Here is a 14,579-nt window from a genome sequence, read left to right as displayed (position 1 = left end):
GCAGAGCAGAGCAGAGCAGAGCAGAGCAGAGCAGAGCAGAGCAGAGCAGAGCAGAGCAGAGCAGAGCAGAGCAGAGCGTCAACCATTGTAGGATAGGGGGCAGAGTTCAGCGCTGATGGTTGGTGTCAGGTGAGATCACACCAATAAGCCTGCTTCGCATCTTGGGAGAAAGGCAGATAGCAAGAAGGGAGCCTGAGGCTCCCTTCTTTGTTAGCGGTAATTTGATGGTTACTGGTTAGAACCAGAAGCCGATAATAAAGGAGCCTGCCAGCGTCAGCATCACGTTGGCCACCGCATAGGTACCTGCGTAGCCAAGCGCCGGAATGGAGCTGTTGGCGGCCTCGTTGACCACATCCATGGCGGGGGCGCAGGTACGGGCACCAGTGATGGCGCCGAGCAGCAGCGCCGGGTTCATTTTCAATACCCAGACCCCGAACAGATAACCGACAAGCACCGGCAGGGTAGTGACCAACATGCCGGAGAAGAGCACTACGGCACCCACTTCGCTCAGGTGATCCAGAATGCCGCCACCCGCCTTGAGGCCGGTGCTCACCATAAAGACCGCAAGACCGAGATCCTTGGCCAGTCGCAGGGCTCCGGGCGGTACGTAACCCACGGTGGGGTGGTTGGCCCGCAGATACCCCATCAGAATACCAGCCAACAGCAGACCGACGGCGTTGCCGAGGCCAAATTCAATCTGGCCGAACACAAGCGAGACGGAGCCGATCAGCAAGCCGAGCACGAAGAAGGTGGTGAAAGCCACTAGATCTGTGGTCTGGCTGTGGATACTGATAAAGCCGATCTTGTTGGCCAGCAGTTTGACCCGCTGTTTCTCGCCGCTGATCTGCAGCACATCGCCTTTTTGCAACATGATGTTGCGATCGAACGGCATCTCGATTTGGGAGCGTACCACCCGGTTGAGGAAGCACCCTTTCTCGGTGAGGTTGAGCTCCACCAGATGGCGGCCGACCACGGCGTCGTTTTTCACCACTATCTCTTCGGTGACGATCTGCAGGTCGAGCAGGTTGCGATCAAATACCTCTTTACCGTTGCGGTAGTTGACGTCCAGTTTCTCGTGGCTCTCGGGATAGCCCACCAGGGCGATCTCGTCCCCTTCCTGAATGACGGCATCCCCATCGGGACTGGCGAGAATACCGTTGCGGCGGATCCGCTCAACATAGCAGCCGGTATGGGGGTAGATGCCGGTCTCCCGCAGGGTACGGCCACCGATCCAGGCTGCCAGTTCGGGGCCAACCCGATAGGCGCGGATGATGGGTAGATAGGTCTTGCGACTGTCGCTGTCGGAGAGACCCCGCTCACGGGCGATCTTTTGCGCTTCGGTATTGAGATCGAGTCGTGCCAGTGACGGGAGATAGCGCACCACCAGCATCAGACCCACCAGACCCACCAGATAGGTCAGGGCGTAGCCGATGCCCATGTTGTCGAGTACCGCCTGCATATCGGTTTGATGGGGCAGGTTGAGCAGACCACTGCGCAGGGCATCCTGTGCACCCACCAGCGCCGGGGTCGATGTGAGGGAACCCGCCAGGATCCCCGCCGCCATGCCCGGCCCCAGATTGAAGAACTTGGCCAGCCCCACTGTCAGCAGCAGAGCTGTCAGCAAGATCACCAGAGTCAGGGTGATGTAGTGGATGCCATCGCGCAGGAAGACGCTGAAGAAGTGGGGGCCAGCCTCAATCCCCACACAGAAGATGAACAGCATAAAGCCGACGTTTTCTGTGGTGGCAGTAAACTCGAAACCCATCTGGCCAAACAGCAGGGCGGTAAACAGCACACCTATGGTGTTGCCAATCTGGAAGTTGCCAATCCGCACTTTGCCAAGCAGCAGGCCGAAGGCCAATACCACGAAGAGCAGCAGGGAGTCGCTTTGATGCAGCAGTGTCACAAAATCTATAGTCATGCCCGGAAAAACCGAGGAAAAAAGTGGGGCCGATATTGTGCCGTATCTATCACTAATAAAGAAGCATAAGGGGGGATTAATCGGAAGTTATCGGACGCTATTTAATGAGCAGGCGGCGGGATAAGGGGAGCATCGGAAAAAAGCAGGTGATTTTTGCTCTCCTTCCCGTTGTCAATTAGTGAAACATGCTGGTTGCAGCCGGGCTTGCACTGTCATGGGTGAGATTTTAGATTCTGCTGTCTAGCGCTTCGCCACAGATCGGTTTCAGCAGATTCAACCTGGGGCTCTCTTGGTCGTAAAAGAGTCAAATGACGAGATACTAGCGTCATTCCCATATGGGGAAAGGGCTGGCAAAAAGATATCTCCGGAAAGTGCCAATAGAGCCTGTTAATCAACAGTTACAGAGGGTGGGACAAAACAGAATAAAATCAGGTTAGCCTGTAAAATGGTCTCCTGTTGCAGGGGATAACAGGCAATCCCGCGTCCTGACAGGGCTTGCTGCACTTACCCACAGAATCTGTGGATAACCCTGTTTATGAAACTTGTTCATCGCCCTGAAAGCCGCGCCAGTACTGGGATGCAAGGGCTGTTCAAAAAATACCGGAAGAAAAATGTTTGTATAAAAATCAAATAGTTAGATGCGACAGGAGAAAACTCTGTCGAGCCGGGACGGGTAACAAAAGGGAGCGTCAGCAGCAAGAAGGATCTTGTGCATTAAAATTGGCTGGAGAGGGCACTAAAGTGGATAACTTGCACCGAGATGGTGAGGAATTTGGCTCCCCCGACTGGACTTGAACCAGTGACATACGGATTAACAGTCCGCCGTTCTACCGACTGAACTACGGGGGAACATCAGGCAAGGAGGAGCATCATACAGAAGGTGTCCTGGGTGGTCAAGCCATTCGCGGGATGATGGCACGGGTGTACCGCTGCCAAACCCTCGGTTACACTGCTCCTCTGCTGTTTTGTGTCGGGAGTGTTCATGAGCAAATTGTTCAAGTTAGCCAGCCAGTTTCAACCCGCCGGGGATCAGCCCGCGGCGATTGCCCAACTGCTGGATGGCATCGAGTCGGGGCTGGCTCATCAGACCCTGCTAGGGGTGACTGGTTCGGGCAAGACCTTCACCATGGCCAACGTCATCGCCACCTTGAACCGCCCGACCATGATCCTGGCTCCCAACAAGACCCTGGCCGCCCAGCTCTATGGTGAAATGAAGGAGTTCTTCCCCGACAACGCGGTGGAGTATTTCGTCTCCTACTACGACTATTACCAGCCCGAAGCCTATGTGCCGACCACCGACACCTTTATAGAGAAGGATGCCTCCATCAACGATCACATCGAGCAGATGCGATTGTCCGCCACCAAGGCTCTGCTGGAGCGGCGCGACGTGGTGATCGTTGCTTCGGTGTCGGCCATCTATGGTCTGGGGGATCCCCAGGCTTATCTGAGCATGATGCTGCATCTCAAAGTGGGGGATGTGATCAACCAGCGGGATATCCTGCGCCGTCTCGCCGAGCTGCAGTACACCCGTAACGACATGGCGTTCCAGCGCGGCACCTTCCGGGTGCGCGGTGAAGTCATCGATATTTACCCTGCCGAATCTGACAAGCTGGCGCTGCGGATAGAGCTGTTTGATGAAGAGGTGGAGCGCCTCTCCCAGTTCGATCCCCTGACCGGCGCTATCGAGCAGACGGTAGTGCGCTACACCATCTACCCCAAGACCCACTACGCCACCCCGCGCGAGACCATTCTGGGGGCCATAGAGCATATCAAGGAGGAGCTGCGCAGTCGCCGCGAGCAACTGTTGTCTCTCAACAAGTTGGTGGAGGAGCAGCGCATCAGCCAGCGCACCCAGTTCGACATGGAGATGATGCAGGAGCTGGGTTACTGCTCTGGCATAGAGAACTACAGCCGCTACCTCTCCGGCCGTGCGCCGGGGGAGCCGCCGCCCACCCTGTTTGACTACCTGCCAGGGGATGGCCTGCTCATCATCGATGAGTCCCACGTCACGGTGCCGCAGATTGGCGCCATGTTCAAAGGGGACCGCTCCCGCAAGGAGACCCTGGTGGAGTACGGCTTCCGGCTCCCCTCGGCGCTGGACAACCGGCCACTCAAGTTCGACGAATTTGAAGCGCTGATGCCGCAGACGGTGTTTGTCTCGGCGACTCCCGGCCCCTACGAGCTGGAGAAATCCGGCGGCGATGTGGTGCAGCAGGTGGTGCGCCCAACCGGCCTGCTCGATCCGGAGATCGAGGTCCGTCCGGTGACTACTCAGGTGGACGATCTCCTCTCCGAGATCCGCAAGCGGGTCGCCGTCGAGGAACGGGTGCTGGTCACGACCCTGACCAAGCGGATGGCGGAAGACTTGACCGAGTATCTGGCGGAGCACGACGTCAAGGTGCGCTATCTCCACTCTGATATCGACACGGTCGAACGGGTGGAGATCATCCGCGATCTGCGCCTTGGCAAGTTCGATGTGCTGGTGGGCATCAACCTGCTGCGGGAAGGTCTCGACATGCCGGAGGTGTCGCTGGTGGCGATTCTGGATGCGGATAAAGAGGGCTTCCTGCGCTCGACCCGCTCGCTGATCCAGACCATCGGCCGGGCGGCGCGTAACCTCAACGGCAAGGTCATTCTCTACGGCGATACCATCACCAACTCGATGAAGGTAGCCATTGAGGAGACCGAGCGGCGCCGCGCCTTGCAGCATGCCCATAACCTCAAGCATGGGATCACCCCCAAAGGGCTCAACAAATCCATTGGCGATGTGATGGACATGGGAGGCAGCCGCACGGCAGGCCAACCTGGCAAGGGGATGCGCAAGGCAGCCGAGCCGCAAGGGGAATACCATGTCCGCTCTGCCAGCGAGATTGCCAAAGAGATCAAGCGGATGGAGGAGCAGATGTTCCAACATGCCCGGGATCTGGAGTTCGAACAGGCGGCGGCACTGCGGGATCAGATCCAGCGGCTGCGCAGCGAGTTGATCGAATCATGAGCCGTAAACGCTGGCTGATTTGGCAACGACTTCGTCGTCTCTATCAGGGCTTTCGCCATCCCGGTACCCCCTGGTGGGCGAGGGGACTGGTGATCCTTATCCTGCTCTATGGCATCAGTCCGGTGGATCTTATCCCCGACGTGGTGCCCTTGCTGGGTTGGTTCGATGATGTGACCCTGCTGCTGGTGTTGCTATGGGGCTGGGAGCGTTGCCTGCCCCCTGCAGTGCGCAGCGATCTGGAACAGGCCTCCTAGTTCACCTTTTCAACACCATACTCGGCTTCTCTCTTTATGCTCCCACCCTCGAAGGAAGCGGAAAAACGGTTTCATTTGAAGGTGGGCACAGCAGGATGAAAAAGAGGCTGGCCCGGTGATTGTCGCCCGGATGGCATTGGCGTAGACTCCACGCCGTTCACTTTATGGGTATGGAAAAATGAATCTGATCCTCTTTGCAATCGACTTTATCCTGCACGTTGATGTGCATTTGAAAGAGCTGTTCGAGAACTATGGCGTCTGGGTTTACGCCATCCTGTTTCTGATCATCTTCTGTGAAACCGGGTTGGTAGTGACGCCGTTCCTGCCGGGTGACTCCCTGCTGTTTGCCGCCGGTGCGCTTACCGTGGGCAGCGTGCTGGACGTCCATACCCTGGCGGTCGTGCTGATCATTGCTGCCGTGCTGGGCAATGTGGTCAACTACACCATTGGTCACTTCTTTGGCGAGCAGCTGTTCCGCAACCCGGATTCAAAAATCTTCCGCCGCGACTATCTGGAGAAGACCCACGCTTTCTATGCCAAACATGGTGGCAAGACCATCATCATCACCCGTTTCCTGCCTATCGTGCGTACCTTTGCGCCGTTCGTGGCAGGGATGGGGGCCATGACCTATCCGCGCTTCCTGGCGTTCAACCTGGTTGGCGGCCTGCTGTGGGTGCTGTCGTTCGTCTATGCGGGCCACTTCTTTGGCAACCTGCCGGTGGTGCGTCACAACTTTACCCTGCTGATCTTCGGCATCATCGGTATTTCCCTGTTGCCCATGGTAATTGGCGCGGTCAAGGCCAAGATGAGCACTGCCAGGGCGTAACCAGAAATACGGTCAGCCAGAACGAGAAAGGGGGGAGCCATCATGGCTCCCCCCTTTTATCTCCACACGGCCATGATGATCAGTTGCAGCAACGCCCTTTCACCAGATTGCCGATGGCCACTACGGTGAAGACCAACAGGTAAGCGGCGAAGATGACGACCAGCCACTGGGGCATGGAGTAACCGAAGAACTGCCAGGTGATCTGGGCACAATCCCCTTCCGGCATAAAGAGCCAGGGGAGCCACTGATCGAGCGGAGCCCAGCTCGGGAAGTCGGCAAACGGGCTGCAGACGTTGAACGGGGAGGGGTTGACCTGATAGTCCACATGCTTGAGGGCCAGCTGGAAGCCGCGGAAGGCACTGTAGCCCCACAGCAACATGGCACTCCAGCGAACATACCACTTATCCGGCGCCACCATGCCGAGCAGTCCAGCGGCCAGCACACCCAGGGTCGCCAACCGTTCGTAAACACACATCACGCACGGGGAGAGGCCCAGCACATGCTGGAAGAAGAGGGCGCACAACTCGAGGAACAGGGCTGATGCTGCCAACAGACCCCAGGCCAGCCGATGGGCGGCGATACGGCGGAGAAACTCGATCATCTCATTGATCTCTCAGAAAAAACAGTGGCTGAATTAGAGCAGAGCGGAACCGAAAAGAAAAGGGCCCTGAAAGGGCCCTCGGAAACCGTCGCAACGGATTAATGCAGTGCCGGCTGTACCGCTGGCAACGCACTCTCCATCACCAGCCATCCGTGCTGATAGAACCACTCAGTGGCAGGACCAAGCAGCAATTCGACAGAGAAAAAGCCGATCAGCCCCAGCACCAATGTGTAGGGCAGCGCCATCCAGACCATGCGGCCATAGGAGAGGCGCAGCAGCGGCGCCAATGCCGAGGTGAGCATAAACAGGAAGGCGGCCTGACCATTGGGGGTGGCGACCGATGGCAGGTTGGTACCTGTGTTGATGGCTACCGCCAGCAGATCGAACTGGGCGCGGTCAATGGCGCCATTGAGCAGGGCAGTCTTGACTTCGTTGATGTAGACGGTTCCGACAAAGACGTTGTCACTGACCATGGAGAGCACCCCATTGGCCAGATAGAAGAGAGCCAGCTGGTTCTCCGGCTTGGCAGCCAGTACCAGCTGGATCACCGGCTTGAACAGCTGCTGATCGATGATGACGGCGACCACGCTGAAGAAGACCGCCAGCAGGGCGGTGAAGGGGAGTGCCTCCTGGAAGGCTTTACCCAGCGAGTGCTCCTCGGTGATCCCGGTCAGGGAGGTGGCCAGCACGATGACCGAGAGGCCAATCAGACCAACGGCTGCCAGGTGCATGGCCAGACCGACGATCAGCCAGACCGCAATCAATGCCTGAACGATCAGCTTGGCCTTGTCTTGCGGGCTGCGTTTTGCCTCTTCGTAGCGGTTGTACTCCTCCATGATGGCGCGCACTGTGTCCGGCAAGCGGGCGCCATAGCCAAACCAGCGAAACTGCTCCACCAACACGCAGGTCAGCAGACCGCAGATAAAGACGGGGACGGTCACGGGGGACATGCGAATGGCAAATTCGGCGAAGTTCCAGCTGGCTTGCTCGCCGATGATGAGGTTTTGCGGCTCGCCCACCAGGGTGCAGACACCGCCCAACGCGGTCCCGATAGCGGCATGCATCATCAGGCTGCGCAGGAAGGCACGAAAATCGTCGAGATCCTGGCGATTGAGCTCGGCGACTTCCTTATCATCGGTATGGTCATGGCTGTGACCAAACTCCTTGCCGGAAGAGACCTTGTGATAGATGGCATAGAAACCGGTGGCAACGCTGATCACCACGGCAATGACCGTCAGTGCATCGAGAAAAGCTGACAGGAAGGCGGAGACCAGACAGAAGGAGAGGGAGAGCAGGATCTTGGAGCGAACGCCGATCAGCAGCTTGGTGAAGACATAAAGCAGCAACTGCTTCATGAAATAGATGCCTGCCACCATGAACACCAGCAGCAGCAGCACTTCGATATTGGCGACCAGCTCGTGCTTGACCTGATCGGCGGAGGTCATGCCGATCAACACGGCTTCGATCGCGAGCAGGCCACCCGGTTGCAGGGGGTAGCACTTGAGGGCCATGGCCAGGGTGAAGATAAACTCAACGACCAGTAACCAGCCCGCAATGAAAGGATCAAGGTAGAAAGCGACCGGATTGATCGCCAGAAATAGCAAGATGGCGCTTTTATACCACTGTGGTGCATTGCCCAAGAAGTTCTTGGCGAATGCCTGCCCTAGGCTTATTGGCATGATATTGGGTCTCAACTTTGTTGTTAGGATCTGCTTCTATGCAGTCAAGGATGATTCGACCTGTGCCTCCGGATGTTGGCCTTTATCTGTCTGATTCCTCGTGATTTTAATCAAAAAGCGTGACGATTATAAATGATAGCCGATGGATCTCTGCCCATGTGTCTGTTTTATAACCACCTTGTCGGGGTTGGCTGGCTCCCCTGCGGCGATTAGATACATATTCCCAACACTATATTTGCCATATGTGAGCAGAGGACTGACCTTATGCTTGCCAGCCATCATCGCTTTGATATCATTCGTCAGCCTTTTTACGCATTACAACAGAGTCAATTCATGGTTATAAAAGCGCAGAGCCCAGCTGGGTTTGCCGAGGAATACATCATCGAGTCCATCTGGAACAATCGCTTTCCTCCCGGATCTATTCTGCCCGCCGAGCGTGAATTATCCGAGTTGATCGGGGTGACCCGGACTACCTTGCGCGAAGTGCTGCAGCGACTGGCCCGTGATGGCTGGTTGACCATACAGCATGGCAAGCCGACCAAGGTGAACAATTTCTGGGAAACGTCCGGCCTCAATATTCTGGAGACGTTGGCCCGTCTGGATCAGGACAAGGTACCTGATCTGATAGCTCAGCTGCTCTCAGCCCGTACTCACATCTGCACCATCTTTATTCGCGGGGCGATCCGTCACAATCCGGAACAGGCCGCCGAGATCCTGCGTGGCGCCGATGGGGTCGAGAACAACGCACAGGCTTATGCCGAGTTCGATTATCGCCTGCACCACCAGCTGGCGTTTGCTTCCGGCAATCCGATCTACGCCCTGATCCTGAACGGTTTCAAAGGGTTGTACAGCCGGGTCGGCAGCTACTACTTCTCCGACAAGCAGGCTCGCGAGACCGCAGATGCCTACTACAAGACTCTGCTCAATCTGGCCGAGACCAAGAACCACGAAGCCGTGTTCATGACGGTGCGTCAGTACGGTATCGAGTCCGGCAAGCTGTGGACCCGCCTGCGTCAGGACATGCCAAGCGATCTGTGCGACAACTGATCCCTTGTCTGTGCTTTCCAAGAAACGCGCCATCCGGCGCGTTTTTTTATTCTGCCGTGTTTGTGTCTATCCTTGATTGGCGGTGGTAATTGCTTGAACTGCATGGATATTTGGCCAAAAATCTTGATCCAGCGCAAATGAACCCTGCATTTATCACTTTGGTGGCATAGGACCCAACCGCTGATTGAGGTCAAATGGAGGCATCAAGAGCGGAGCCAATATCCGCCAGAAGGAACACACCTTTCACCGGATGAAGGACACAACAATGAGTCTTCTTGAACACACCATCTGGACAGTACTGGGATACGGGGCCATGCCCTTTATCTTTCTGAGCGGATTCGTGGCGGTGGCAGTGACCTGTTGCATGCTGCTGAACGCGTTCGGGGTACAGTCCGCCGAGAAGTGAGTCGCTTCTCATGCCGCCAAATGCCAGTCTTCGGACTGGCATTTGTTTTTTGTGTTTTTTAAAGCACTTATCCCGGCAGGGAAGGGGAAATCTTTGGTCAGGATGGTCGAACCTGCCGCCGATTTTGATTACACTGGCGCCCGTATTTCCCACTCACCCTTCTCTAATCCAGGTGTTCAAGGTTTTCTATGGCTCTCAAGGCAACCGTATTCAAGGCCCAGATCAGTTTGTCTGATATGGATCGCAATCTGTATCAGGACTTCTCCCTCACGCTGGCGCGCCACCCCTCCGAAACCGATGAGCGGATGATGATTCGGCTGGCGGCTTTTGCTTGGCACGCCGCCGAGCGACTGGAATTCACCAAGGGATTGAGCGCCGATGACGAACCCGAGCTCTGGTGCAAGAACTACTCGGACGAAATAGAGCTCTGGATCGAGCTGGGCCAACCCGATGAAAAACGGCTGAAAAAGGCCTGTAACCGCGCCCGTCAGGTGGTGCTCTACCTCTACGGCGGTCGTGGCACCAGCGTATGGTGGAAGCAGAACCAGGGCAAGCTGAGCCAGCATGACAACCTCAGCATCATCGAACTCTCCGACAGCCAGACTCTGCCGCTGACCGCCATGGTCGAGCGTACCATGCAGCTCACCTGCACTATCTCCGATGGTCAACTCTGGGTCAGTAACGGTGCACTGGAAGTGACGCTGGATCCGGTGGTGCTGATGGGCAAACCGGCCCGCGAACTGTAACGGACGCCGCCCATGTTCAGCGCCTTGCTCAATATCGTCATTCCGGTGTTCGGTGTGGTCGGGCTCGGCGCCCTCTACGGGCGATTGCGACCGGGGGCTGCGCTCGGTTACGTCAATCGGGCCAATATCGAGCTGTTTACCCCGGCGCTGGTCTTCTCCGCGCTGGTCAAGTATCCGCTGGCACTGGCGGAGCATATGCCGCTGATTGCGGCGGGGGCGCTGGTTATTCTGTTACCCGGTCTGCTGCTCGCACTGCTCAAACTCAAAGGAATTGAGCGGGCAGCGCTGATCTTGCCCGCCATGTTCCGAAATACCGGCAATCTTGGTATCCCCTTGATGGTGCTGGCGTTTGGCGAGCAGCAATTGGGGGCCATCGTGATCCTCTTTGTGCTCTCCAATCTGCTGCACTTTTCGGTCGGCATGTTTATCCTCTCGGCCAATACCTCCCGCTGGCTGTGGCTGCGCAGCCCTGTGTTGTGGGCCGCGCTGGCCGGTTTGCTGGTGGCCAACCTGCACATTGCGCTGCCGGAATATGTGGTGACCACGGCCTCGCTGCTCGGCCAGATCTCGGTGCCCCTGATGCTCTTTGCGCTGGGCATTCGCCTGATGGAGGGAGAGCTTGATCACCTTGGCCTCGCGCTCAAGTGCAACCTGCTCTATCTGTTGGCGGGGGGATTGTCGCTGCTGCTGGCGATCTGGCTGTTGCCGCTCAAGACGGAGTGGATCCCGCTGTTGATGTTGTCGGTTTCCTTGCCCCCTGCGGTGTTGAATTACATGCTCTGCGAGCAGTATCACTGCCAGCCGGACAAGGTGGCCAGTATCGTGCTCGGCGGCAATGCCCTCTCTGTGCTGGTGATCCCGCTGGCGGTCTGGCTGGCACTTCATCTGCCCGGCTAAGCCAGATTGCATTGGTGCGACGGTGCGACTCACTGGCCAATTGCTTGATCGAACCGAGTCACAGTAGTTCGCATCTCATCCTTGCAGGGGAAAGTTAGCCTATCAGGATCAGCAAGCTTTTCCATGCCATCTCTGTCCATCATTGCCTCCGTGATACATCTGTCGTCCCCTTATCCGGCCCTGAGCCCCAGGGATAACGGCGACAGCTATAGTATGAAAAAGAGCTGACTGACACTGTTCAACCAATGCCAGTGAGGGAAACCGGATGAGCACAAGTGAGCAATCTGATCCTGTGGGGCAGGCAAAATCGCGCTATGACCCGGCATTGCCTACCGGTTATGACTGGCGCAGACACCGCCGTTTTATCCTCAGTGGTGGTGGTTACAAGGCAGAATGCAGCCGTCGCAACTGGTTTCTGGAGTTGCTCAATCCGGTACCCTATGTGGTAGTGCGCGACATAGCCATCGGCGGCATCGGTATTCTGGGGGCCATACGGCTGAAAGAGGGGGATGAGTTGGTGATTGCCATTCCCTCTGGCGAGAAGCTGCGCGGTCTGGTCGTGAGATCCCAGCCAGACCCGCTCTTTCCCAAACTCTATCGCACCGGTATTCGTCTGCATCGATATCCGACGGCCGAGCTGTTTGCCCGCTGGCAAAGTTACATTCAGCCGCAAGATAAAGCGGATTTCGACCATGAGTGTCAAGTCTTGAAACAGGTACGTGGCGCGTGAGCCAAATGCCATTTCAGTGGCTGTTTTCCCCACCTTCAGCATGATTTGTCGATGGATTCCGCAGATCAGCAGGCTTGGCTGAACCGAGTGGTTTATCTTGCTGCATGTGTTTTCATCTTTATGTTTTTATTGAATTTTATCTGTGCCTCTGAAGTCACGGAGGATACGGATCATTTTCCCTTTTCGTGATCCCCCCCGAAGTAGTTCCCCCTGATATCCCTTAGTATCTGGCCAGCATGACTCCCTTTAGGGGGAGGATAACAAGAACAAAAAGGAATGATGGATGAGATCCGTGAGCAACCAGTGTCTGTTGATGCAGATCCAGCCGACCATCTTGCGCTTTGCCAAGATGCTGGCGAGTGTGCTGCAGCTTGAGGTCGAGATTGTGGATGCCGATATGGTTCGGGTGGCTGGCACCGGGCCTTATGGCAAGTTCTTCGGACGTCAGCTGGAGGGGGATTCCCGCCTGCTGCGCTATGTGATTGATAACCAGCGGGAGAAGATCGTTACCCACACCAGCGATGATCCCGTGTGTGACGGCTGTACCTGCAAGGAGAGCTGCCGTGAGCGCGCCTTCCTCGGGGTGCCCATCATGGTGGACGAGCGCTGCATCGGCGTGATCAGTCTGGTGGCCTTCAGCGACGAGCAGCAGGCGCGCCTCAACAACAATCTGCAGGATGTATGTGACTATGTGCGCCACATCTCCACCATCTTTGTAGCCAAGTTGCTCGATTCACGCGGGCTGTCGGACGGGGTCAACAAGGTGTTCCTCAATCTGATGACCAACATGGATCAGGGTTGCCTGCTGCTCGATGAGAAGAGTCAACTGCTCTACGCCAACGAGGTGGCACTCCATCATCTGGGTTGCCAGCAGGAACAGCTGCAGGGGCGCGAAGTGGGGATCCGCCCGCTCACCTTCTCCCAACAGGGGCTCAGTGGTCATCTTCAGCACATCATCACCTTTGAAGGTCGTCAGGAGCTGATCATCGGCCAGCTACATCATGTGCAGGGCCAGCAGCTCTTTCTGATGGCGTTTCACCAGTCCCACTCCGGTCAGGTTCAGGAGCCGGATCCGGATGTGCGGATCGATCAGCTGATCGGCGAGAGCAAGCCGATGCGCACCCTCAAGCGACTGCTGCACCGCATCGCCCAGAGCCCCTCCAGCGTGCTGATTTGTGGCGAGAGCGGCACCGGTAAAGAGGTGGTGGCCCGCGCTGTCCATCGCCTGAGTCCGCGTCAGGACAAGCCGTTCATCGCCATCAACTGCGCCGCCATTCCCGAACAACTGCTGGAGAGCGAGCTGTTTGGCTATGTGAAGGGCTCCTTTACCGGCGCTTCCAGCGGTGGCAAACAGGGCCTGATCCAGGCGGCCCATCAGGGCACCCTGTTCCTCGACGAGATTGGCGACATGCCGCTGACCATGCAGGCCAAGCTGCTGCGGGTGCTGGAGCTGCGGGAGGTGACTCCCATCGGGGCCAGCCGGCCGGTGCCGGTGGATATTCGTATCATCGCCGCCACCCACCAGCATCTCGATCAATACATCGCCGAGGGGAAGTTTCGTGAAGATCTCTACTACCGCATCAACGTCATCCCCCTCAACCTGCCGCCACTGCGGGAGCGGGAAGGGGACGTGGAGCTGCTGACCCACTACTTCCTCAACCTGCACACCAGCCGCATTGGCATCGTCTATCCTGGTCTGGCACCCGAGGTGATGGCGCTGCTCAAGGGGTATCGCTGGCCGGGCAACGTCCGTGAGCTCAGCAACCTCATCGAATATCTGGTCAACGTCAGCCAGGCGGGCGAGGTGATTGACGCCAGCCTGCTGCCCCCCAACATTATCCGCAATCAGGAGCCCCATCGCGTGGCGGCCCAGTCGATCCCGGTGACCAATCTGGATGCGGCGTTCAATGTACCTGCCACTGTTCCGCTCGCTGCCACGCCGGAGAAACTGCCTGAACCCGTTCCGGGTGAGAGCGGCCTTGAGAGCATGGAGAAACAGATGATAGAAGAGACCCTGCAGCGGCTCGGCAACAAGAAACTGGCCGCACAGGCGCTGGGGATTGGGATTGCTACCCTCTATCGCAAGATAAAGAAGTACGAGATTGCCGTGCAGAGCTGAGGCGCTGGCGACATCTATCCGGCCCGTGTCGTTTATCAGACGACACGGGTTTTTTATGGGAACAAGGTTCTGCGCCATTGCCGAATTGTGCTGAACGGAGTGGCGGGGCAGGGGAGTGGCGGCATGGCAGAATGCAAAAAGCCCGCTCGATTAGCGGGCTTTTTTAATCTGGTGCGTCCTAGTGGATTCGAACCACCGACCCCCACCATGTCAAGGTGATGCTCTAACCAGCTGAGCTAAGGACGCAGGGTGCGCAATGCGACTTTTATTTCTTTATGCAGAAGTGGTGGGTTTAATTGGATTCGAACCAACGACCCCTACCATGTCAAGGTAGTGCTCTAACCAACTGAGCTATAAA

At 57.0% G+C, this 14,579-nt stretch carries 12 protein-coding genes and 2 tRNA genes; 9 read left to right on the top strand and 5 right to left on the bottom strand.

Annotation, left to right across the window (positions count from 1 at the left end; all coding sequences use genetic code 11):
• Positions 1-235: 235 nt before the first annotated feature.
• Both G5533_RS20360 and G5533_RS20355 read right to left on the bottom strand, forming a co-directional pair.
• Positions 236-1,921, bottom strand: a complete 1,686-nt coding sequence (locus G5533_RS20360) for an aspartate:alanine antiporter (RefSeq protein ID WP_005345980.1) — start codon at positions 1,919-1,921, stop codon at positions 236-238.
• 773 nt (positions 1,922-2,694) lie between these two features.
• Positions 2,695-2,770: transfer RNA gene (locus tag G5533_RS20355), tRNA-Asn, on the bottom strand.
• Between the two features lie 133 nt (positions 2,771-2,903).
• Here G5533_RS20355 and uvrB point away from each other — a divergent pair.
• The 3 genes from uvrB (at position 2,904) to G5533_RS20340 (ending at position 5,996) form a co-directional block, all read left to right on the top strand.
• Positions 2,904-4,916 (top strand): excinuclease ABC subunit UvrB, encoded by a 2,013-nt coding sequence (gene uvrB, locus G5533_RS20350; RefSeq protein ID WP_441255249.1) that lies wholly within the window; start codon positions 2,904-2,906, stop codon positions 4,914-4,916.
• Positions 4,913-5,170 carry a YkvA family protein gene (locus tag G5533_RS20345; protein WP_005360976.1) on the top strand — a complete coding sequence of 86 codons (258 nt, stop codon included), beginning with the start codon at positions 4,913-4,915 and terminating at the stop codon, positions 5,168-5,170. The genes uvrB and G5533_RS20345 overlap by 4 nt, the downstream gene beginning before the upstream one ends.
• Before the next feature lie 178 nt (positions 5,171-5,348).
• A complete protein-coding gene (locus G5533_RS20340; RefSeq protein ID WP_441255248.1) occupies positions 5,349-5,996 on the top strand; it encodes a DedA family protein in 648 nt (215 codons plus the stop codon).
• Positions 5,997-6,075: 79 nt separating this feature from the next.
• Here the strand turns inward: G5533_RS20340 and dsbB are convergent, their stop codons facing one another.
• Positions 6,076-6,597 carry a disulfide bond formation protein DsbB gene (dsbB, locus tag G5533_RS20335; RefSeq protein WP_005336895.1) on the bottom strand — a complete coding sequence of 174 codons (522 nt, stop codon included), beginning with the start codon at positions 6,595-6,597 and terminating at the stop codon, positions 6,076-6,078.
• A gap of 98 nt (positions 6,598-6,695) precedes the next feature.
• Positions 6,696-8,276 (bottom strand): Na(+)/H(+) antiporter NhaB, encoded by a 1,581-nt coding sequence (gene nhaB / locus G5533_RS20330; protein ID WP_441255247.1) that lies wholly within the window; start codon positions 8,274-8,276, stop codon positions 6,696-6,698.
• A 333-nt stretch (positions 8,277-8,609) separates the two neighbouring features.
• Between nhaB and fadR the strand changes: the two genes are divergently transcribed.
• The 6 genes from fadR (at position 8,610) to G5533_RS20300 (ending at position 14,221) form a co-directional block, all read left to right on the top strand.
• Positions 8,610-9,323: a fatty acid metabolism transcriptional regulator FadR gene (gene fadR / locus G5533_RS20325; protein ID WP_026034983.1), complete on the top strand. Its 714-nt coding sequence runs from the start codon at positions 8,610-8,612 to the stop codon at positions 9,321-9,323.
• 265 nt (positions 9,324-9,588) lie between these two features.
• Entirely contained in the window at positions 9,589-9,729 is a 141-nt protein-coding gene (locus G5533_RS20320) for a TIGR02808 family protein (RefSeq protein WP_005345965.1), read from the top strand.
• A gap of 188 nt (positions 9,730-9,917) precedes the next feature.
• Positions 9,918-10,475, top strand: coding sequence for a YaeQ family protein (locus G5533_RS20315; RefSeq protein ID WP_005336887.1), 558 nt, complete (start codon positions 9,918-9,920; stop codon positions 10,473-10,475).
• Positions 10,476-10,487: 12 nt separating this feature from the next.
• Complete coding sequence (locus tag G5533_RS20310; protein ID WP_139462790.1) at positions 10,488-11,372, top strand: AEC family transporter; 885 nt, start codon at positions 10,488-10,490, stop codon at positions 11,370-11,372.
• A gap of 265 nt (positions 11,373-11,637) precedes the next feature.
• On the top strand, positions 11,638-12,102 hold the full coding sequence (locus tag G5533_RS20305) for a hypothetical protein (RefSeq protein ID WP_076491525.1): 465 nt from the start codon (positions 11,638-11,640) through the stop codon (positions 12,100-12,102).
• A 283-nt stretch (positions 12,103-12,385) separates the two neighbouring features.
• Positions 12,386-14,221: a sigma 54-interacting transcriptional regulator gene (locus tag G5533_RS20300; protein WP_227342775.1), complete on the top strand. Its 1,836-nt coding sequence runs from the start codon at positions 12,386-12,388 to the stop codon at positions 14,219-14,221.
• Positions 14,222-14,390: 169 nt separating this feature from the next.
• Here G5533_RS20300 and G5533_RS20295 read toward each other — a convergent pair.
• Positions 14,391-14,467 (bottom strand) — tRNA-Val (locus G5533_RS20295).
• Positions 14,468-14,579: the final 112 nt, after the last annotated feature.

It is taken from the genome of Aeromonas sp. A600620 (assembly GCF_029479985.1).
Lineage (GTDB): Bacteria > Pseudomonadota > Gammaproteobacteria > Enterobacterales > Aeromonadaceae > Aeromonas > Aeromonas veronii_A.
This window is presented reverse-complemented; position numbering and strand designations above follow the sequence as displayed.

What these genes read in the sequence shown, in the direction of transcription:
- G5533_RS20320 (WP_005345965.1), top strand. Translation starts at nt 9,589, where the DNA reads ATGAGTCTTCTTGAACACACCATCTGGACAGTACTGGGATACGGGGCC.
- nhaB (WP_441255247.1), bottom strand. Translation starts at nt 8,276, where the DNA reads ATGCCAATAAGCCTAGGGCAGGCATTCGCCAAGAACTTCTTGGGCAAT.
- G5533_RS20305 (WP_076491525.1), top strand. Translation starts at nt 11,638, where the DNA reads ATGAGCACAAGTGAGCAATCTGATCCTGTGGGGCAGGCAAAATCGCGC.
- fadR (WP_026034983.1), top strand. Translation starts at nt 8,610, where the DNA reads ATGGTTATAAAAGCGCAGAGCCCAGCTGGGTTTGCCGAGGAATACATC.
- G5533_RS20360 (WP_005345980.1), bottom strand. Translation starts at nt 1,921, where the DNA reads ATGACTATAGATTTTGTGACACTGCTGCATCAAAGCGACTCCCTGCTG.
- dsbB (WP_005336895.1), bottom strand. Translation starts at nt 6,597, where the DNA reads ATGATCGAGTTTCTCCGCCGTATCGCCGCCCATCGGCTGGCCTGGGGT.
- G5533_RS20300 (WP_227342775.1), top strand. Translation starts at nt 12,386, where the DNA reads ATGAGATCCGTGAGCAACCAGTGTCTGTTGATGCAGATCCAGCCGACC.
- G5533_RS20345 (WP_005360976.1), top strand. Translation starts at nt 4,913, where the DNA reads ATGAGCCGTAAACGCTGGCTGATTTGGCAACGACTTCGTCGTCTCTAT.
- G5533_RS20340 (WP_441255248.1), top strand. Translation starts at nt 5,349, where the DNA reads ATGAATCTGATCCTCTTTGCAATCGACTTTATCCTGCACGTTGATGTG.
- uvrB (WP_441255249.1), top strand. Translation starts at nt 2,904, where the DNA reads ATGAGCAAATTGTTCAAGTTAGCCAGCCAGTTTCAACCCGCCGGGGAT.
- G5533_RS20315 (WP_005336887.1), top strand. Translation starts at nt 9,918, where the DNA reads ATGGCTCTCAAGGCAACCGTATTCAAGGCCCAGATCAGTTTGTCTGAT.
- G5533_RS20310 (WP_139462790.1), top strand. Translation starts at nt 10,488, where the DNA reads ATGTTCAGCGCCTTGCTCAATATCGTCATTCCGGTGTTCGGTGTGGTC.